We start from the raw sequence: 21,154 nt of genomic DNA on the forward strand, positions 1-21,154 counted from the left end.
TTAAAAAGAAAAGCCCTGATTATCAATGATAATCAGGGCTTTAGTAAATTTTTTAAATCTTACTGAGCTGAGTCAGTTACGTTAAGTTCTTCTCCCAACGATTCTGTTTCTTCCGCAGAAGGAGTAGCTACATCCAAACTAGGAGCTACTATTTTATCTTTTGCACTTTCAATGTTTGGAGATGTGAATTCTTGTCCGCCTATTTCAGGAATGATGAACTTAGTGGATAACGTTAGTACGATCAGACCGATCGCAAGACCCCAAGTTAAATTTTCCATTAAGTCTCCTGTTTTCTTGACTCCCATTAATTGTGAAGCACCAGCCCCACCAAATTGGCTAGATATACCACCGCCTTTTGAATTTTGTGCCAAAATCACGATGATCAATAGAAACGCAACCAATACGATGAGCATTATTACTGTAGCGAACATATTATATTAACTTCTTTAATTTTTCGATTTGGGAGGCAAAGTAAGTCTTTTTTTCAGGATTTTTCAAAATTAATTTATCGTACATGGAAATGGCTTTTTCATAGTTTTCTTGCTCTTCCAAAATACTCGCTAGGTTCTCAGTCACAAGGTCATCAGGGAAGTCTGCACTGTCAATCGACAAGTCCTCGATTTTATCAAACTTCGTTACCGAACCCTTTTCCATTTTGATGTTACCAGGGTCCGCAGTAATGAACGCGTCAATAATATTGTTTTGTTCTTCTCTTGACGGTTTAGCTTTTGGGTTTATTCGGGCTTTTTTTTTTCACCCTCATCTGTTTTCTTAGATGATGATGCTTTTTTTGTTGGAGTCTTTTTTGCAGTTGACTTAGTGGAAGCTTTTTTAGTCGGTGTTTTCTTTTTAGCAGTTGTTTTCTTAGGTGTTTGTTCTACTGCTTTAGTTTCCTCTTTAGCTTTTGGTTCAGAGGTTGTTTTAACTTCGGGCTTGTTTTTAGTGAAGTTAATGGGGCGTTTCATTACTGAAAGCCTAAACTTTTTAGGAGCACTATCTTTCTTCTCAATATCAAGTTTCAACGCCTGTTTTTCGCTGTCTAGTCTATCAAGAACCTCTTCATTCTCTGTAGTGGAAATGTCATTACTCGAAATCTCCATCGAGATATTTTCCACTTCATCAGGTACTGACGTTTCTAACTCCTCAGAGGTTGATTGTTCATCCTCATCTGTCTCTACTTCAGTTTCTGTAAGTTCTTCTTTCTGCTCTTCTTCGTTTTCTTTAGAGACAAAATCATCTACAGCTTTTTCTGCAGCATCTAGTTCTGACTCAGGCACAGAAGCAACTGGAGCCGGCGGAGTGGGTTCCTGTGCTGGAGCTGGTTTATCTTCCGTAGTGCTTTTGAAAATATTATCAAGGTTTGCAGTTTTAGCTGCTTCCTCTTCTTTTTCTTTTACTTCTTGATATTTGAAAACTTGTTCTGCGGCATCTACGATAGCAGATAGTTCATCTGCAGATATTAAGTCATCTTCAGGAGAAGGAACAGGGATGTCTTCTATTTGCTCCAAAGAAGGGCTTGAAGGTTCTTCAATTGCAGCTATTTGTGGCTCAATAGAAGTGGTTGTCGATTCTTTTTGTACTGAAACAGTTTCTTCAGGCTCTTCCTGAGTAACATCAGGTTGGGGTGAGCTAGAAGGAATAGTTTCCTCTATTTCTTCAGCATCACTAGACTCTGTAATATCAAGGCTGAGGTCTATCTCGAGATCATCGATACTTTCAATAATCGGTTCCGAAATCACCTCATCTTGTGGGATGTCTTTTTGAATCTCATTAGAAGTAGGTTCAGAATTATCTAAAACCTCTTTTACCTCTTCTTTAGTTTCTTGTATTTCTGGCTTCTCAACCACTTGATCTTCTATCTTATCGATAGGAGGAGGAGGGGTAAATGTTTCTTCCGCTGTAAATGCGTCCTCAGCAGAAGATACTAGTGATTCTGCAAGTTCATTTTTTATTGGCTCCGAAGGCTTTTCAATTTTAGGCTCTTCAGGTTCTGGGGTCAACCGTTGTTCTACCTTATTAACAGCTGCCTGGATCTCTTCATTTTCTACTTCTTCAGCAATTTGGCTTTTAAGAGATTCCATACTGGAAGTATCGATAGAAGTAGGCTCAGGAGTTTTTTCAACAGGCTCAATAACAATCTCTTCGGGATGTTGTTTTTCATATTCTAGATATTGTTCTAGATTATCTTTCCAGCCTTTGAGGTTTGAGAGAGTGTCTCTGATTAGAGCATCTTGCTCAGAGGAGTCCATTGTTGGTGGAACCTGTACTTTTTTAACAGGTGGGGCACTTTTCGCGTTTAAAGTTGGTTTTGGAACAGATTGAACTTTACCTATTATGTACTCTTTGAATAAATTTCTATCTGTAGCATAAAGTGCCGCTCTGTTGATTAACCTACCAGATAAGTTCTTTTTATAAGTTTTGCTTCCTTTAGCCAAGACGATTTGACCAGATTGAAAGAAGGGATTGGCAGCAACAACTTTGGCAAGTTCGGCAAAATCGCTCCCAGACATTTTTTCGGGAGCACTCATTAACTCAACAAACTTTTGTTTATTCAAGGGTTTTTGATTTATGCTAAGGTGCTAAAGTTAACAAAAATTACCAATTAGCCACAGAGCTATTAAATATATCCAGAATGATCTGGTCGAAGATTTCTTCAACAAATTCTTCTTCATTAGCTGATAAATCTTGGCTGTTTTGATCGAAATCTTTGAAGAATGAGAATGTTTTATCAAAATCGAATTGGTCATCATATATATTGACATAGCTAGCTTTTACATATATGGTGAGTCTTGTCAAACTAGCAAGATCAATTCCGTTTTCCGATTGATTAGATGAAACTGCTGCAGGTGTCAATGTATAGTTTTCAATACTTCCATCTATTTGAAGATCCCCTTCTTCGTCTACTAATGTAAGGTTTGTGTTTTGTAAAAAGTAATCTCTAATCTCCTCTGTGAAGGTAATACTCATATTGGAAGGACCTAGTGGAGAGTTGTTATAAAATTGCTGTATCGAAATGGTTTTAACTTCAGAAGAAATAGAAGCTCCTGTAAAAGAATAGACGCCACATGAAGTATTCATGACGGCAAAAGCTATTATAATAATGAGGTTGAGTCTATTCATCCAGGCCATAGTATTTGATTTTGCGGTATAAAGTACGCTCAGAAATCCCTAAATCTTTAGCTGCATACTTTCTTTTGTTGCGGTTTTTTTTCAAGGCTTTGATTATCAATTCTTTTTCTTTTTGCTCTATAGACAAAGATTCCTCTTCTTCTGTGACGTCCGAGATATCATGAATGTCGATAGCGGATATACTGTCAGTCGCGGAATCTATAATCAAAGGGGTCGTTTCAGCAGGTTCAATAGACTCATGCTGAGTGTGTGTTGGGTGATTAGTTTCTGTAGTTGGAATTAGAGCTTCAGATGGTGATTCGAGATTTTGAAACAAGCTCTGGTGCTGGTTTAAGATGTCTTCCGAAGCTTCGCCATTTTCTATCATTTTGAGAACGAGCTTTTTCAAGTCATTCATATCATTTTTCATGTCGAAGAGAATTTTATATAAAAGATCTCTTTCTGAAAAGTTCTCTGTGTCCTTAGAGTCTTTGTTTCCAATTACGGCAGGAAGATTAGAGGATTCTCTCGGGATATAATTAGACAGAGTTTCTGCTGATAATAACCGGTCGATTTCTAGTACTGAGATTTGCTCAACTAGATTTCTTAATTGTCTGATGTTTCCAGGGAATCGATATTTGTTGAGTATCAATTTAGCCTCATCCATCAGTTTTACTGGATCTACTCGGTACTTTTCACCAAAATCATAGGCGAATTTTCTGAATAGCAGTTCAATATCATTTCCTCTTTCTCGAAGAGCGGGAACATATATCGGAACCGTATTAAGTCTGTAGTATAGGTCTTCTCTAAACTTTTTATTTTGAACTGCTTCGATCAATTTAACATTGGTAGCGGCAATTACTCTTACATTGGTCTTTTGGACCTTGGACGAGCCAACTTTAATGAATTCACCATTTTCTAGGACTCTTAATAGTCTTGCTTGAGTACCAAGAGGCATTTCACCAATTTCATCTAGGAATATAGTACCCCCGTCAGTCACTTCAAAATATCCCTTTCGTGCTTCATGAGCACCAGTAAAAGATCCTTTTTCATGACCGAATAGCTCCGAGTCAATCGTTCCTTCTGGGATAGCGCCACAATTAATAGCTATGAACTGACCATGCTTTCTCGCGCTGAGGGAATGAATGATTTTAGAAAAAGACTCTTTACCACTACCACTTTCACCTGTAATCAAGACGCTCATATCAGTAGATGCTACTTGTGCAGCTACATTGATGGCTTGATTAAGGAGAGGTGAATTGCCAATAATACCGAACCGTTGCTTGATTGATTGAATTTCGGATTCTTTCAAGATAAAATAGATTTGGTTAAACCATAGTGCCTAATAGAGTAGCGGCAGTACAACTGTTCACGTGAACATTAACATATTGACCCTTTAAACTAGCATCTCCATCGAATACAATTACCTTATTGGCGCTGTTTCTTCCTTGTACTTGCTGGTCTGATTTTTTAGAAATGCCTTCTACTAATACTCTATAGGTATTACCTACGTCTTTTTTATTTCTATCATGGGATAGTTCCATCTGCAAAGCGATGACTTCGTTGAGTCTTCGTTTTTTAACATCCAATGGAATGTCATCTTCGTATTTCTTTTCAGCAAGTGTGCCTGGTCGCTCTGAATAGAAAAACATATATGAAAAGTCATATTGAGCATATTTCATTAATGAAATTGTGTCTTGATGTTCTTCTTCTGTTTCTGTACAGAACCCTGTGATCATGTCACTGGATATACCACATTCATCACCAAGAATTTCTCGTATACGATCTACTTTCTGAATATACCATTCACGATCGTACGTTCTATTCATCAGTTCTAATACCCTTGAGTTTCCACTTTGTGCAGGAAGGTGGATGTACTTACAGATGTTGTCGTAGTTCTTCATGGTATATAATACATCATCTGTAATGTCTTTCGGGTGAGAAGTAGAGAACCTTACTCTTAAATCCGAATCTACTTTAGCGACCATTTCCAATAGGTTGGCGAATGTGACGATTTCGTCACTACCAGACTTTTCTAATCTCTTCTTGTTGTTTTCTTCAGCCGACCATTTGTAAGAGTCTACATTTTGACCAAGTAGTGTCACTTCTCTGTAGCCCTTTTCAAAAAGCTGTTGAGCTTCTTGTACGATGGACTGAGGATCTCGGCTTCTTTCTCGACCTCTAGTGAAAGGAACTACACAAAATGAGCACATGTTATCACATCCACGCATAATAGATATAAATGCGGTAACACCATTAGAGTTTAGTCTAACAGGGCTAATGTCTGCATAAGTTTCTTCTCTAGATAAGAAAGTATTGACTGCTTTTTGACCTGTTTCTACTTCTTCTAGTAGGTTAGGAAGATCTCTATAAGCATCTGGGCCTACTACGAGATCAACTATTTTTTCCTCATCTAGTAGCTTGGATTTCAATCTTTCAGCCATACAACCCAAAACACCTACTACCATTTCAGGTTTGTTCTCCTTAGTTTTATTGATTTGAGATAACCTATTTCTGACCGTTTGCTCTGCTTTTTCCCTGATTGAGCAAGTGTTCAAGAAAGTAACATCTGCATCTTCGATATTGGATGTAGTAGTGAATCCCTCTTTTTTCATGATAGAAGAAACTATCTCACTATCTGAGAAATTCATCTGACAGCCATAACTTTCGATGTAGAGTTTTTTCTTTCCTTCTACTTTATCCTCTTTTGTGATGTGTATTTCTTCAGTCTTTTCAAGGTCTGATTTCTGAAGAATATCCAAATCGCTTATTATCTCTTTCACTTCGCTACAATTAACTAAAGCGCAAAGATAGAAAAATGCGACATATTGGCAGGTTTATATCAGGCTAATAAATGATGAAACTTGTCGTAAATAGTTGTATATTCATAGAAATAGTTTGATGTACCTACTCGTTAATAAATACATTTGAAAACTATGATAATAGGTGTGTGGACTCGTAGATTGATTATAATCATAGCGCTGCTTTTATCGCTCGGTGATAGCTATGCTCAGACGAAAAGGGTCTACATCAAAATGCTGCAAGATGACCAGCTCAAAAAATCAATCGATCATAACAATATTTCTTTAAGTGAATTAACTGGTTGCGTTGGTATTAAAAAAACGAAACCTCTTAGTCTTCCTAGTTCTAAAAATGGGTCTAGTAATCAGCGCACGATACAAAAACACTCTCGGTTAGATAATGTTTTTGTACTAGAAGTAGAAGAAAGTGTTGATCTGGATTCCTTGTGTCGCATTCTTGGTAATTATGATAATATCTCATCGGTAGAGCCAGAGCCAGATATTGAACTGTTGTATATACCAAGTGACCCTTCCTTCTCTATTCAGAAACACCTCGATATTATTGAAGCAGATCGTGCTTGGGATATTACCCAAGGTAGCTCTGACATTGTGATAGGAGTCAGCGATACAGGTGTAGATATTGATCATCAAGATTTATTAGGTAATAGATATGTTAATACAGCTGATCCGGTGAATGGGATTGATGATGATGGGAATGGCTTTGTTGATGACTTCTCTGGAGTAGATATAGCAGATAATGATAATAATGCGGATGATGCTGATGGTCACGGTACTAAGGTGGCAGGTGTCTTTGGAGCTACCACGGATAATGGGCTAGGTGTTGCTGGAGTCGGGTTTAATTCAAGTTTTTTCCCAATCAAAGTTTTTAGGAGTAAAGACCGTTCAGGATATGGTACTTATGAATCCATTTTATACGCTGCGGATTTAGGTTTGGACGTTCTTAATCTTTCGTGGGGAGGTTCAGGAAGGCCAAGTGAAATACTTCAAGATTTGATTGATTACGCAGTCATAGAAAAGGATTTAGTTATCGTGGCGTCGGCGGGGAATACTGATGCTGATTTGGACTTTTATCCAGCTTCCTATCGAAATGTGCTTTCTGTAGCGATGACTGAGGATGATGATCAACGCGTATGGTGGAGTACTTATAGTCATAAGGTAGATTTATGTGCTCCTGGTATCAATATCCAAACTACTACAAAGGGTGGTGGATATGGCACGGCAAGTGGAACATCTTTAGCTTCACCAATTGTAGCAGGTGTAGCTGCTTTAGTAAGGGCTGAATTTCCAGATTACAATGCACTTCAAGTCATGGAGCAAGTTCGGATATCATCTGATGAAATTTATGATGTTGGGACTAATATGGCTTACTACGGTAAACTTGGCAAAGGGAGGTTAAATGCCTATAAGGCTGTGTCGCAGAAGAACAATGCCGCCGTGAGAATCGCTGGATATGATGCCACTAGCTTAGGTACCACCAATCTTTTTGCAGGTGATACAATTGATCTCAGTATTGATTTAGTGAATATTTTGAGACCTGTAGAGGGGCTAAAGGTCAAGGCTAAAGTGGAGACATTGATGGCTGAGCTATTAGATGATGAGTTTTTGGTTGGGAATATAGCTACTCTGGACACGGTCAAAGATTATTCATTGAAGTTGGTAGTATCAGATTTGGCAGATTATAACACTAGGATTCCTATTCGTTTGGAGTTTGAGGATAATAGAGGTTATTCAGATTTTGAATATATAGACATCTATACCAATTCTCCTTGGGCAGATTTGAGTAATGGACAGTTTTCAGTAACCATCAATAGTGCCAGCGCCATAGGTTATCAAATATCTACAAGTTTTGCGATGAGTAGTTTTTCTATGACAATAGGGGACGATATCAAAGTTCCTTATTCTGGAATAATCATAGGAAATCACGCAGACTCAATATCTGATAATGTCATCAATGACTATCCGAATTTTACCCGTTCGAATGATTTTGAAGAAGTAACAAAGATCAATGAATACTATAGAAGTGATACTGATCAATATATCAGAAACTTATTCGCTGATAGTAGAGCTTCTAATGATCAAGGGCTTTTGATTGAACAAGAGTACTTGTTGATAGACGATGAAGACTATTTGATCAGTGAGTATTATGTAACCAATACTAAGAATTGGGATAGGGATAATCTTAAAATGGGATTGTTTGCAGATGTTAATGTAGGACTAGATAATATTTACAACGATAAAGTTGATTGGGATGTGAGTAGTGGGATTTTGTATAGCTATGATGAGTTGAGTAGTCAATATGTGGGAATTTCATTGTTGTCGAGTCAGGTTAATTACCCCCATGCCATAAATGTAAGAAGTGGGAGTAGCGTTTTTGAAGATATAATAGGAGGAAAGTTCTCAAAAACATCGAAATATAATGCTTTGAATTCCTCCAATACTTCGGCAGGAGGAGTATCAGGTAGCGATGTAGCTCAATTACTCATAGCCGACTTAGGAACTTTATCCTCCAAGGGCTCTGCTAAGGTCGCTTTTACTTGGTTGACCGGAAATAGTTTATCTGATTTGATAGTAGCGAAAGGTAGTGCTCAGATGAAGTACTCGCAGTTTTTAGCCACACCAAACTTAGACTGGAATGTTGAGATCTGTGAAGATGTCCCCGTGCAGTTTGAGAATACTGAAACTGTAAAACTGTACAAAGATGCATTGGGTTTGGAACCTATAGTTGGAGCAGAAGGAATCAAACTTAGCGTTCCAGGGTTTGCTAAGGATAGTACGTTCTATTATCAATCAGTCACCGATGGCTACTATTCAGATTTCAAAAGAGTGGACGTCGATATTATGAATATGGTAGCTGATTTTAAGGCAGAGCCTGCTGTTTTGTATTTGGGTGAAATAGAACATAACCGTGTCAATTTTACTGATAATAGCATCGGTGAAGCTTCGGAATGGGAATGGGATTTTAACAACGGATATCTATCTAGCTCTCAAAATCCATCTAGCTTTTTTAATACACTAGGGGAGTATGACATTGACTTACAGATCAAAAATGATAAAGGCTGTGACGCTCAGGTTACCATTAAATACTTAGTAGATGAGAGAAGTCCTGCTCCGATCATCGATGATGAAGTAGTTTGTAAGGGAGGGGTAGTTACCCTTGACGCTTCTAATTCAAATGTTTTAAAATTTTATTTGACAGAGGAACTTAGTGAGTTGCCGTTTTTTCAAGGAACGGAATGGACTACACCAGCTTTGAATGAGCCTACTACTTATTATGTGTCCTCTCATATCGATACTAAAGAAAGCAAACGTATAGCGGTGGACATAGATATCAATCCCGTAGAAGCGATTTTTGAAGATGTGCCTTTTAGAGAGTCAGACGGTAGGTATTCCATGCAGTTGATCAATAAATCTGTAGAGGCTGTATCTGTATCATGGAAGGTGAACAATATAGATCAAGGTAGTTCCTCTTTACTCAAGTTGGATCCAGCAGGTATTTCACAAGTAGACGTAGAGTTGACCGCTACAAGTTTAGAAGGATGCATTGATGTGTCGCAGAGAAATATTCCAATTTTGAAATCAGTAGCTCCTACATCAAAGAGCATAGAAGTATGCAAGTGGTCAGATAGTCTAATAGAGTCGGATAATGGAGAAAAATATGTTTATTATGCTGATGAGGCTAGAAGTCAATTCTTAGGTTACGGTACGGAGTTGATGGTGAAATCTATAGGTCGAGATACAGTGATTTATATGGCAGCCGTGGATAATTATGTCGAGAGTGATTTGGTAGAAATTAATTTTAGTATTTCAAGTAATGAAACAGAGATTCTAGCTACTCCAGAAGTACTTTATTGGACTGAAGGAAATACAGCGACTTTCGAATACGATGGTAATGAGAGTAAAGAATCATTTCAATGGTTTGTCGATGGAGAATTATTAGATCAATCATCTTCTCCTACGATCTCTTTTGGAGAAATAGATATGTATAAAGTGACTCTCGTGACTGAAAGTGCTACAGGATGTATTGATACGGTATCTCTGGATTATCAAATAGAGTTGGCAGCTGATATAGCTAACCCTATGTCTAATATTGGTGCCTACCCAAATCCATTTCGCGATAAATTATTTATTACCGAATCTGTGTCAAGCGACAGGCAAGTCTTTGTTCATGATATAATGGGTAGACAAGTTCCCGTTTACATTTCTATTGAAGATGGTCTAATGATACTTTCTTTTGACGATAAGCAATCTGGGTTATTCTTTGTGAGAGTTTCTAGTTCCGAAAGTTCAAAGATATTTCAGGTATTTAGAGAGAGGTAATAGACACGATTATTCTATATAGAATTATGTACATCCATGTACGTGAGATTTAGGATTAATATCCACTATTGTAAATTCATTTTAGGAATCAAGTAAGGCTTGTCAACTTTCTACAGGGGTCTATTAGCCTAAAGGTATCTTCTACCATTAAAATTTATAGTCCTACCTAATTTATATTGTCTCTCGAGGTATCAAATTACGTCCCCACAATATAAAATAAGCTTCCCTCGGTAAAAAAATAGCTTCCCACGACGAGGGAAACATGAAAATCACCGAGGGAAGCTGTAAAATTTACGAGGGGGGTTATAAAATCTTAGAGGATGTTACTGAAGTTATCGAGGGAGATATAGAAAAAACCGATGGGAATTAATAAAATGACGAGGGAAAGTGATTTTATTACTTGTGGTTAAGTCAATATATAGAGGGAGGTGATTAAATATTTAATTGGGTTCTATTCAGGGTATAGCATCATCGGTTAAAGTTTTTTTATCATTTTTTTATTCTGCATTAAACCTTTCTGACTGACTGTTGTCAAAAGGGCAAATCAATCTTAAAAGTGGAATAATTTAAATGAAATGATTATGAAAAGACTAACTGGAATAATAGGAGTATTTGCATCAGTAGCACTGCTGTACTCTTGTAGTGAAGATGATACTAATCTGATAGATGATAACAATAGTTCGCCAGTAACCGCAGTCACGGAATTTGAAATCTCTCAAGAAGACGCTAATACTTCAGTCACTACCGATGCTGCACTGGAGGATATTGACATTATCTCTGAAGTAAATTTTGCAGCTACCCAGTCAAATGGTAGAAGCATCGAAGACCCTAAACTAACTGAATCAGGACCTGAAGATCATGCCTACGGTGAAGAGGTAGCTATTACTAAGGAAGAAAATGAGGATGGATCTGTTACCACGACAATTGATTTTGGTGAAGGAGTGACTGGTAGAAGAGGACTTGTAAGAGCTGGACAGATCGTAATCACTAAGAGTGGAGATAGAAAAACGGTAGGAAGTACTAAGACTATATCCTTCGTTGATTATTCTTTCGACGGTATTGCAGTAGAAGGTACACGGACTGTAGAGGTCACAGCTGTGTCTGATACTGAAATTACACATGCAATCTCAATGACAGGTTCATTGACCTTCGAAGATGGTACTATAGTCACTAGAACTGCGGACAGAACAAGAGTGATGACCTTAGAGGATGGTAAGGTAGTGCAGACAGCTAAGTTTGGAACTGCTACAGGTGTGAATAAAGATGGCTTGGCATATACATATTCAGTAGTAGAAGAAGATCCAATAGTTCATACTAGAGCATGCAGAGATAGTGAAGATAGAATTTACGCTCCAGTATCTGGAACTAGAACGATCGCTATAGAAGGAGAGTCTGATAAGGTGATCGACTACGGTGATGGTGAATGTGATAATCTAGCAGTAGTGACCATCGATGATGTATCTGAAGAGATCACAGTTGATCCAAGACATAGGAAAAGAAAGTTTAAAAGAGCAACACGCAAATAAAAGTTAGCATTAGGTACGAAGTCTTGAATCCTACTAGGATCAAGTAATAGGTTAAAGTGGAATGCCCTGGTCTCGTATGAGGCTGGGGTTTTTTATGCGGTAGCTAATTTATAGGCTTCCAAAACTCTCTCTCTTGCGAACTTGTGTTCCACGATAGGTGTAGGGTATTCCAATGAATTCAACTCAGGAACCCACTTTTTGATGTATTCAAGTTGCTTGTCAAACTTCTTAACTTGTTCAGTAGGGTTGAAGACTCTGAAATAGGGAGCCGCATCACAGCCTGTACCAGCAACCCATTGCCAATTGCCATTGTTAGCAGACAGATCAAAGTCTAGCAGTTTTTTAGCGAAATATGCTTCGCCCCATCTCCAATCGATTAGCAGATGCTTGATTAGAAAGCTAGCTGTGATCATTCTTACACGGTTGTGCATATAGCCAGTAGCATTCAATTCACGCATTCCTGCGTCTACAATTGGATAACCTGTCTCTCCGTTGCACCACTTTTCAAATTCAACTTTGTCATTTCGCCATTGTATACCTTCATATTTTGGTTTGAAACTTTGAGATACCACATAGGGAAAGTGAAATAGTATTTGCATGAAAAACTCTCTCCAGATGAGTTCACTCAAGAAAGTGGAATTAGTTTCTTCAGCAAAGTTGACCATTTCACGGACACTTACCGTACCAAATCGCAAATGAGGACTTAGATAACTAGTGCTGTTCTGAGCGGGGAAATCTCTAGTGTCGTGGTAGTTGCCAAGCTGAATCAGTGAATACGGTTCGACCTGAATAGTAGAAGGCTCGAATCCTATTTGATTTAATTTAGGAAAGGAGTAATTGCAAGAAAAAAAACGATCGTCTATTGTTGTTGTTTTGACCTTTAGCTTAAGACTAATGGTTTTGAATTTTTCAAGCCATTTGTTTTTGTAAGGAGTATATACCGTGTATGGTTTTCCATCGGCTTTTACGATTTCATACTCTTCGAAGATCACTTGATCTTTGAATGAGTGAAATTGAATCCCTTTTTCGTTCAACAAATCCTTGATAGCTAAATCTCTGTCAATAGCATATGGTTCGTAGTCTTTGTTTGTGAACACAGATTCGATTTCAAACTCTTTGATCAGTTCTTTCCAAGCCTCAATGGGGTTATTATGAATAACCTTTAGAGACTTTCCATGTTTCTTTAATTTCTCATCTATGACCAAAAGACTTTGATAAATGAATTGTACTCTAGGGTCGTCCGATTCTAGTTCAGAAAGAATCTCTTTGTCAAAAATGAATATAGGTAGAACAGGGTTTCCGGAATTAAGTGCTGCAGTCAGACCAACATTGTCATGTAAGCGCAGGTCTCGTCTGAACCAAAAGATGTTAATTTTCATAAGGTTTTTATATAGTGGTTAGTTGTCGAAGCATTCCCTCGAAAATAGCTCCATGAAAAGGATATACACTCCACCAGTATATTCTTCCCCATAGCCCCTTGGGACGAAAAGTAGCCGTTTGAGTGAGCTTTTTGCCACATATTTTGAATTCTAACCAAGCCTCACCTGGGAGTCTCATTTCTGCGAATAGCAATAATCGTCCTTCTTGTCTATTGCTATAAAGTACCCTCCAAAAGTCTACAGCATCACCAGCTTCTATCTGATCTAAGTGGGTTCTTCCTCTTCTTAGGCCGACTCCTCCAGCCAGTTTATCAATGAATCCGCGGATCTTCCATAACCAGTCAGCATAGTACCATCCCGTATCTCCTCCTATACTCCAGAGCTTAGATTTACAAGTCTGAAGATCCTCGTACTCCTTAGATCTTTCATCTTTGAAACAACCAAAAGAAGGCACGGTCAAAAATTCAGAAATGTTAGTTTTGAATCTACCGCTGACCAATGAGTCTTTCCAGCTAGAAACGATCTGGTTGCTCACTACTTTGAGCAGTGTTCGTTTCAATGCTTCATGATAGCTGATAGGGGTAATGTTTAAGATTTGATTGATATTACTCTCTCGACAGATCACTTCCACTTTCATACTGTTGACCAGAGCAACGGCGAGCTTGTAAGAGGTAGATGTGACAAAAAAGAGCCAGTAAGAACTCAACCGAGGAGTCATTACAGGTAAAGTACCTATCCACCTTCTCAGACCTCTTATATGGGCATAGCCAAGTAGCATTTCTTTGTATGAAAGTATGTCCGGTCCTCCGATATCGAAGTTCTTGTCATAGGTTTCTTTTTTGAATAGTGATTTCGTCAAAAATGAAATCACATCTTGTACTCCGATAGGCTGACATTTGGTATTGAGCCATCTTGGCGTGATCATAACAGGAAGTTTTTCTACCAAATCTCTGATGATCTCGAAACTAGCGCTACCACTTCCTATAATGATACCTGCCCTTAATGCCGTAAAATGATAAGATCCAGTAGCCAATTCCTCTTCCACCGCTTTCCTTGAAGCCAAATGTTGACTTAGTGTATCTTGATTGATGATGCCACTTAGATATAATACATGCTCACACTTAGTTTGAGATATTCTCTCCTTGAAGTGCATAGCAGACAGCTTTTCAAGTGTCTCGTATTGAGTCGAGCTAGACATGCTATGCATGAGATAGTAAGCTGCGTCGATATCATTAGGTATAGATACTAGAGTCTTAGAATCAAGAAAGTCTACTTCAATAATCTCTAAGCTTTTCAGTAACGAAGTAGGAGGGGAAAACCTGTTTTTGTCCCTGACACAGCAAACAACATGGTGCCCCTCCTTGATCAAAGCGGGTAATAGTCTTTTTCCTATATAACCAGTAGCTCCTGTAAGTAGAATCTTCATGCGGTCGAGTATGTATTATCAATCTAATTTTTTACTTCTCCGAACTCTCGAATTAGAGCTTCTCTTCGGAAATCGAATATCTCTTTCAGTTTATTTTTAATAAATAGTTGGTTGGCTACTCTACCCAATATTCCAAAAGGGGGAGAATATGTAATAATATCTTTCATCAATACGCCATCATTGTGAGCTTCGATGTGATGCTGATGATGCCACATCGCGTATGGACCTATTCTCTGTTCGTCGACGAAATATTTACCATCTTCTACATGAGTGATCTCAGTCATCCAGTCGGTTTTGATCCCTAGCAGTGGACTCACTTTGTAAGTGATAATTAGTCCAGGGTGCATTCGCTTCGGAACGTCGCTCGTGATATTAAACCCCATGTATGCGGGAGTGATTTTTTTGAGGTTAGAAGGAGAAGATATGAATGACCATACTTCTTCCATACAGGCTGGAATTTTTTGCTCTGCTTTGAATTGATAAAATGCCATGGTTGAGGATTTATTGCTTGAGTTTTTCAATTTCGTCCATTATAGCCTGAGCTTCGCTGTACTTCGCATCACTTTCGGCTCTATTGATAGTGGACAGGCGATGAGACTCCTTGATGAGCTTCTCATACTTCTGCTCTAGCTTTTCGATAGGTGATTTACTTTTGAATAATCCGAACATTGTATTAGAATTTAATTAAGAAAAAAGGTAAAAACTAATGTTCTTAATTCTATTAGCAAGCAATGGTTTTTGTTATTAGCCGATTGATTTCAAAAGAAGTCAAATTAGCTGTTAAAAAAGAGAGTCGGCAACCTTCTATCGCCGACTCTTTAACTCAACCACACCATCCTTCTACTTCTGAGCTATAGAACTAAGTGTATCTTCAATATTTTATTTTTCTGTTGCGATTACTTCGCTAGGAGTGAGATTTGGAACTATTACGACATCAATAACGTGAATCACTCCATTGGATGTATTAATATCAGTAGATGTAATTTTTGCCGTTCCGCTAGATTCTCCTGCTATTGTTAAATTCGTCAAGTTTATAGTGATATCACCAAAAAGGGCCTCTACAGTAGAACCGTCACCTAAAGCATCTTTTAGATCTGTAGAATAAACCCTTCCACTAACCACATGGTGTTTAAGAACTTCTTGAAGAGCAGAAACCCCACCTAGGTCATTTACAAATTCGTCCAAGGTCTGTCCATCCAACAAGGTGGTAAAAGCTGCATCTGTAGGTGCGAATACAGTGTACTCATCACTACCTTGGAAGACACTGACTAGACTTGCTTTTGAAAGTGCTGCTTCGAGTAAAGTGAAATTATCACTTGCTATCACTACATCTGCAATGTTATCTGTTGGAATTTCAAGTACCCCATCGATGACATGAACAACTGCACCTGCCTTGTCATCCGCTACTAGATCAGCACTAGTTACTTCGATACCATTTACATATACACCGCCACCCGCTTCAGTAGATGGTGTAGAAAACCACAGTTTATAATACTCTGTCGCCACTTCCTCTGCTGCTTCTACTGCGGTTGGTTTAACAAGAAAACTGTTAGCAGATCCTCCAAGGCTAGAAACATCAGCAGCTTTAGCTGTTGCTAAGACAACATGATATTTTAAAACATCGGCTAAAACTGAAGCATCTTCACTTCCATCGATACCAGCCGCTTTGAATGCCGCGTTGGTTGGAGCAAAGATTGTTATAGCGTCTTGTGCTAGAATAGTGCTTACTAAATCTGCCTTCACAGCTGCTGCAACCAGTGTAGTGAAGTCTTTGTTAAAATATGCTGTTTCTAATACCGTGCCAACAAAGTCAGCTATGTCTTTAGGAACTAAAACTCCTTCTATAGCATGGATTACTCCGTTAGTTCCTTCTATATCGATAGATCCAGCTACTACAGATATGTCATTTACTTTGACACCTCCACTAGTAGAAAGAGTTATATCAGTTCCTAAAACTGTCTCTACGTTACTATCAGTTATATCTCCAGACATCACTTTAGCTCCAGAGATTACATGGTATTTTAAGATGTTTTCCAAAACGTCGATGGGAATGTCGTCGAGGGTAATATCAGACTGACCACTAATAGTCTGCAATAAAGCAGTAAAAGCGGCATCAGTGGGAGCAAATACAGTAAATGGTCCATCAGTTCTAAGTGTCGTAATTAGTTTGGAACCTTCATTTTCACTTCTAGTAAGTGCAGCAACAAGAGCTGTAAACTCTGCTTCGGAGGCTGTAGATGCAGCTACCGCTATGTCAATGATGTCATCAGTAAGCGTTTCTTCTTCCATCATTTCATCCATCGATTCATCATCTGAATCGCTATCAGAGCAAGAGATCATCATAGTCGAAATGATCGTCAAGCTTAAGAGGTAAATCAATAACTTTTTCATGTTTAACTATTTAGTGATTAAAGTTGAACAGTATAACGGGGTAATGTTCTTTTTTGTTTAAATAAAATTAAAAAAAGTTGAACAAAAATTAGAAACATCTCCTAATTGATCTTTTTGTAGGGTTTTTCGTATAATGATTTGTTTACCTTAGCAGTATTATTGTTGAACAAATTAGAAGAATGAGTATATATTCTGTAGCACAAGTCGAAGCTCTTTCAGGAATCAAAGCACATACATTGAGGGTGTGGGAGCGGAGGTACTCATTTCTGACACCTCAGCGTACTACTACCAATATTCGATATTATACCGATGAGCAAATGCGAAAGCTGCTCAATATTGGAATTCTAATTCGCAATGGTTACAAAATTTCTCACATTGACGCGATGCCTGATGAAGAGATCAATGATGTGGTAACAGATATTTTGTCACAGCCTATAGATGATGAACTAAACGATCAAGTTCAGGCACTGACCATTGCTATGTTGGAAATGAATGAAGATATGTTCAACAAAATTTTCCAGAAGCAAGTTAATAAAGCGGGTTTACTCAATACGATGCTATATCTGATATATCCTTTTATGGCTCATGTAGGTATCCTTTGGGGTACGAGTAAAGCGATGCCTGCACAAGAGCATTTTATTTCTTGCCTTGTAAGACAGAAATTAATCACCGCTATTGACGGAATATCTAACAGTAAAGAAGCTAGTAAGAGTATAGTATTATTCCTTCCTGCTGGAGAGATGCACGAAATAGGTCTTCTATTGGCCTATTATATTGCTAAAGATCTAGGATGGAAGGTTTTCTATTTAGGCGCCAATGTACCTTATGAGAATATCAAAGACGTAGTCGAAATTTCGGATTGTGATTTGTTACTTACTATTTCTGTAGTAAGTTCTCCAGGGGGAATAGAGAAACTGATTAATAGAGTTTCCGAGGCTACTTCGTTGCCTTTACTTATTTCTGGATCTATGATCACCGATAGTTACCAAGCACCAACTACTCAGGTAATTCCGATTTCAGATCCCTTTGAACTAATAAGATTTTTGAAAGCTTACTAATTACATTTATTATTTCCATACTCGCTATCAGCTACAAGTTTATAATAAGGCCTAGAATATGTTTCTGCCTTAAAATGTAGTAATAAAGATTATAACTCATAGGTGACTAGACTATTGAAGAGAAAGTACTTGGCTTGTTAAGTTTTTTAGTATGGGTAATAGCTCTTCTGCAAACCAAGGATTTTTCTTTAGCCAGATATTGTTCCTAGGAGAAGGATGAGGAAGTACAATGGTATCGGGCAAATATTCGGAGAAGTTTTGGACGGTTTTAGTCAGAGAATCCTTTTTTCTGTTTCTTAAATAGTAGGATTGAGCATACGAGCCAATTAAGATGGTTAATTCAATTTGGTTTATGCTACTAAATATTTGACTATGCCATTGAGGGGCACATTCTTTACGCGGAGGTAGGTCGCCAGATTTTCCTTTTCCTGGATAGCAAAACCCCATTGGAATCAGTGCGATTTTCTGCTCGTCATAAAACGTGTCATTGTCTATTCCTAACCAATCTCGAAGTCTTTGACCACTTTTGTCATCCCAAGGTATACCAGTCCGATGGACTTCTGCCCCAGGAGCCTGTCCGATAATAGCAATTTTACTATTGGGATGAGCTGATAGGACAGGGTTAACTCCGTGATTCAATTCGTTCACACAAATTGTGCACTGTTGTATTTCTCTAATAAGTTTTTTCATACAAATGATTAACTCCAATTTAGATGGTAATTCAATCTAATAAATGGCCCAAGAATCTAGTCGGCTTTGTTGCCAGTATAGAATGTTAATACAAGATTATTGAGAAAAGAATTCCATCTAGAGTAAGTATGTAAGTCAAACCCTTACTGTGAGATTTGAAGCGATTTAATTGGCATAATGGTATGCAACACTTTTTTGCTGTTAAAAATAGTCCTTCTCCTTAATTGAAAGGATTAACACTTAAACACTAAAAGCGTTTTGTTGGATTTTAAAGGTACCAAAAGTTCTTTCCTTCGATTAAATCTTGATCTCCAAGGTAAGACTTGATTCTCTGTCTGTCTTTGTCTTCAGGATAAACTGATATTAGGATTTGAGGGGATTTTATATTTTCTATATCCTTGAAATAACCAATTTTTTGTTTCCCAATAAAACTGTCGTTTTTATGCATGTCCATCCATATATAATTTATTTCTAGGTGGTTTAGAATAGATGCTGCTAACTGTCCTTTATCAAGCGCTCCCCAAAGAACCAAAGGTCTATCTGTAAGTTCATTCAGAATAAATTCTCTCACTTTCATATTGAAAAAGGCTTGCTGAACATAATGATCAGAATTGCGAGAAGTTCTAGCACCGTGTTCCCTCCATAGCAATGTAACTTCAGGAATGGTGATTATTTGATAATCATTTTTATACCATTTAAATACTAAATCGTAGTCTTCTGGATAGTTTAAATTATTAAATCCTCCTAGACTTTTTAATTCATTTTTTCGAGTTATCCAGTTTGGAGAGGCAATTACACACTCTCTATAGATGTTTTGCCATTGAAGTCCATTCAGGTTGATTTCATTGATCCACTTTTCATATTTCTTATAACCGTCACTGATCTCCTTCTCGGAAAAGTATTTAACAAGTCCTGTGACAATAGTTTTTGAAGGTGCTTGGGAAATTGCTTCTATCATCGTAGACAGCCTTCTGGGCGGCATTATGTCGTCCGCATCCATTCTGGATATATATGTACCTGAAGCTTTTTCCAAGGCTAGGGTCAATGCGGGTATTATACCGTTTTCACCGTTTTCAAAGTAAAGAATTCGGTAATCCTTATTGGCTTCTTGTTTTGCTAAACTGGGACCTTTGTCAGTAGAGTGGTCATTAACTATGATTAGTTCCCAGTCTTGGAAACTTTGAGTTTGTATTGATTGGATGGTTTCGATGAGAAATGACGCTGCATTTCTCATCGGCATCAATAGTGATACGACTGCCACTTTCTTAATTCAATATATCTTCTATTTCACTGGAGTGAATTTTGTTTAAGAAGGCTCTTTGGAATCTTCCAGATACTAATGTCGATCCTAGTATAAGTAAGTTGTTCTCTGAATCTACTCTAACCGAGCTTAAGTTGAATGGATTGATAAATCCAATGTTTCGAGAACCTTTCAATTCGCCTGTCTCAGCTTCGTAAAAACTAATATTGACTTGTCTAGATTGAGTTTCTGCTGCTATTACAGTGTACTTAGTTTCATTCTCATAAGAAACAATTTTAGCTGCTGTTCTAGCGATGTATTCAGAAGCCGGAAGAGTTAAATAATCAATACTAGAAGTCGTACTATTGATATCTATACTTTGAAGAGGTTGGTAAAAGTTATCGTTAAACTGAAAGCCAAAGATTGCAAAATTGCTCCCATCTACTGGAAGTATTGCGGTCATACCTCCATTGGTTCCCTGACCTTGGATGACACCAGTAGGGGCAGCTAACTTATTGAATACCATCGAAAAACTAAAGTTGTAGAACCCATTGAAATAGTAGCTTCCTGATGATACTTCACCGCATTTAAAAGGAAGCCCTGAACGTTGAGGATCTAAATAGTGATTGATAATGTCATCAGTGACATCGTTTCCTGCTCCTGTGGTGAAAGGGTGTCCATTGGAGTAAACACCATTTATATCATGGAGAGATAGAACCGTTTCTCCATCGTCTAGTGAATAGCTTAATACCAAAAATTGGTTGTCAGAGGTCTTATTAAATGCTAAAGGATATTGGATACCTGAAAGAGTTACAGTTTCTATATTCAATGAATCATCAACTGAAACAATTTCTGCATCTAAAGAACTAGGGTTCATAGCAAGAAAATAATTTCTGTCCTCGATCGTGACGAAATTTCCTGTAGGTAACACGTGGTTGTCGTCCATCGATACGGCTTTGAGAAAATTTCCATCTTCGTCTATTACCATTAATTGAACTCCTGCGTAGGTAATTTCTTCACGGTCTTCTTTGGCCAAGATAATGAAGCCTTCCTCTATCTCTACTACATCAACTGGCTCGTATTTAATATCACTTCTTTTCGTATCATAGATCTTAGTAAAAGAATCTGATGGTTTTAGTTCCTCTTCACATGCCAAGAGTATAACTAAAGTCGAAAGGTATAATAGTTTCTTCATGG

General features: G+C 37.9%; 17 protein-coding genes. 3 read left to right on the forward strand and 14 right to left on the reverse strand.

The genetic code is table 11. The features are described from left to right. Nucleotides 1–59: 59 nt before the first annotated feature. From secG to miaB, 6 genes are all read right to left on the reverse strand, one after another. Nucleotides 60–431 (reverse strand): preprotein translocase subunit SecG, encoded by a 372-nt coding sequence (gene secG / locus DKG80_RS02155; RefSeq protein WP_109829645.1) that lies wholly within the window; start codon nucleotides 429–431, stop codon nucleotides 60–62. Nucleotide 432: 1 nt separating this feature from the next. Continuing rightward, nucleotides 433–654, reverse strand: coding sequence for a tetratricopeptide repeat protein (locus DKG80_RS02160; protein ID WP_109829646.1), 222 nt, complete (start codon nucleotides 652–654; stop codon nucleotides 433–435). A gap of 80 nt (nucleotides 655–734) precedes the next feature. Further along, nucleotides 735–2,555 (reverse strand): hypothetical protein, encoded by a 1,821-nt coding sequence (locus tag DKG80_RS02165; RefSeq protein WP_162555632.1) that lies wholly within the window; start codon nucleotides 2,553–2,555, stop codon nucleotides 735–737. Nucleotides 2,556–2,595: 40 nt separating this feature from the next. Beyond that, nucleotides 2,596–3,120 carry an LPS assembly lipoprotein LptE gene (lptE, locus tag DKG80_RS02170; protein WP_109829648.1) on the reverse strand — a complete coding sequence of 175 codons (525 nt, stop codon included), beginning with the start codon at nucleotides 3,118–3,120 and terminating at the stop codon, nucleotides 2,596–2,598. Continuing rightward, nucleotides 3,113–4,423: a sigma-54 interaction domain-containing protein gene (locus DKG80_RS02175; protein ID WP_109829649.1), complete on the reverse strand. Its 1,311-nt coding sequence runs from the start codon at nucleotides 4,421–4,423 to the stop codon at nucleotides 3,113–3,115. Before DKG80_RS02175 ends, lptE begins: the two co-directional genes overlap by 8 nt. Before the next feature lie 13 nt (nucleotides 4,424–4,436). Continuing rightward, nucleotides 4,437–5,891, reverse strand: coding sequence for a tRNA (N6-isopentenyl adenosine(37)-C2)-methylthiotransferase MiaB (gene miaB / locus DKG80_RS02180; protein WP_109829650.1), 1,455 nt, complete (start codon nucleotides 5,889–5,891; stop codon nucleotides 4,437–4,439). Between the two features lie 153 nt (nucleotides 5,892–6,044). Between miaB and DKG80_RS02185 the strand changes: the two genes are divergently transcribed. Further along, nucleotides 6,045–10,247, forward strand: coding sequence for a S8 family serine peptidase (locus DKG80_RS02185; protein WP_109829651.1), 4,203 nt, complete (start codon nucleotides 6,045–6,047; stop codon nucleotides 10,245–10,247). A 581-nt stretch (nucleotides 10,248–10,828) separates the two neighbouring features. Beyond that, on the forward strand, nucleotides 10,829–11,773 hold the full coding sequence (locus DKG80_RS02190; RefSeq protein ID WP_109829652.1) for a hypothetical protein: 945 nt from the start codon (nucleotides 10,829–10,831) through the stop codon (nucleotides 11,771–11,773). Nucleotides 11,774–11,865: 92 nt separating this feature from the next. Here the strand turns inward: DKG80_RS02190 and DKG80_RS02195 are convergent, their stop codons facing one another. The 5 genes from DKG80_RS02195 to DKG80_RS02215 all read right to left on the reverse strand — a co-directional run bounded on the left by DKG80_RS02195 (nucleotide 11,866) and on the right by DKG80_RS02215 (nucleotide 16,969). Beyond that, nucleotides 11,866–13,152, reverse strand: a complete 1,287-nt coding sequence (locus DKG80_RS02195; protein ID WP_109829653.1) for a cryptochrome/photolyase family protein — start codon at nucleotides 13,150–13,152, stop codon at nucleotides 11,866–11,868. A 7-nt stretch (nucleotides 13,153–13,159) separates the two neighbouring features. Beyond that, a complete protein-coding gene (locus DKG80_RS02200; RefSeq protein ID WP_109829654.1) occupies nucleotides 13,160–14,578 on the reverse strand; it encodes an SDR family oxidoreductase in 1,419 nt (472 codons plus the stop codon). A gap of 23 nt (nucleotides 14,579–14,601) precedes the next feature. Then, the gene (locus DKG80_RS02205) at nucleotides 14,602–15,069 is read right to left on the reverse strand and encodes an SRPBCC family protein (protein ID WP_109829655.1); all 468 of its coding nucleotides are present in this window, start codon (nucleotides 15,067–15,069) and stop codon (nucleotides 14,602–14,604) included. A 10-nt stretch (nucleotides 15,070–15,079) separates the two neighbouring features. Continuing rightward, entirely contained in the window at nucleotides 15,080–15,247 is a 168-nt protein-coding gene (locus DKG80_RS02210; protein ID WP_109829656.1) for a Lacal_2735 family protein, read from the reverse strand. Between the two features lie 210 nt (nucleotides 15,248–15,457). Further along, a complete protein-coding gene (locus tag DKG80_RS02215; protein ID WP_109829657.1) occupies nucleotides 15,458–16,969 on the reverse strand; it encodes a fasciclin domain-containing protein in 1,512 nt (503 codons plus the stop codon). Nucleotides 16,970–17,148: 179 nt separating this feature from the next. Between DKG80_RS02215 and DKG80_RS02220 the strand changes: the two genes are divergently transcribed. Beyond that, the gene (locus DKG80_RS02220; RefSeq protein WP_109829658.1) at nucleotides 17,149–18,027 is read left to right on the forward strand and encodes a MerR family transcriptional regulator; all 879 of its coding nucleotides are present in this window, start codon (nucleotides 17,149–17,151) and stop codon (nucleotides 18,025–18,027) included. Between the two features lie 111 nt (nucleotides 18,028–18,138). Here the strand turns inward: DKG80_RS02220 and DKG80_RS02225 are convergent, their stop codons facing one another. From DKG80_RS02225 to DKG80_RS02235, 3 genes are all read right to left on the reverse strand, one after another. Continuing rightward, entirely contained in the window at nucleotides 18,139–18,717 is a 579-nt protein-coding gene (locus DKG80_RS02225) for a uracil-DNA glycosylase family protein (protein ID WP_109829659.1), read from the reverse strand. Between the two features lie 268 nt (nucleotides 18,718–18,985). Further along, nucleotides 18,986–19,957: a glycosyltransferase family 2 protein gene (locus DKG80_RS02230; protein WP_109829660.1), complete on the reverse strand. Its 972-nt coding sequence runs from the start codon at nucleotides 19,955–19,957 to the stop codon at nucleotides 18,986–18,988. Nucleotides 19,958–19,982: 25 nt separating this feature from the next. Continuing rightward, nucleotides 19,983–21,152, reverse strand: coding sequence for a hypothetical protein (locus DKG80_RS02235; RefSeq protein ID WP_109829661.1), 1,170 nt, complete (start codon nucleotides 21,150–21,152; stop codon nucleotides 19,983–19,985). Nucleotides 21,153–21,154: the final 2 nt, after the last annotated feature.

The organism is Reichenbachiella versicolor (assembly GCF_003171675.1).
In the GTDB taxonomy this organism is placed as follows: Bacteria; Bacteroidota; Bacteroidia; order Cytophagales; family Cyclobacteriaceae; genus Reichenbachiella; species Reichenbachiella versicolor.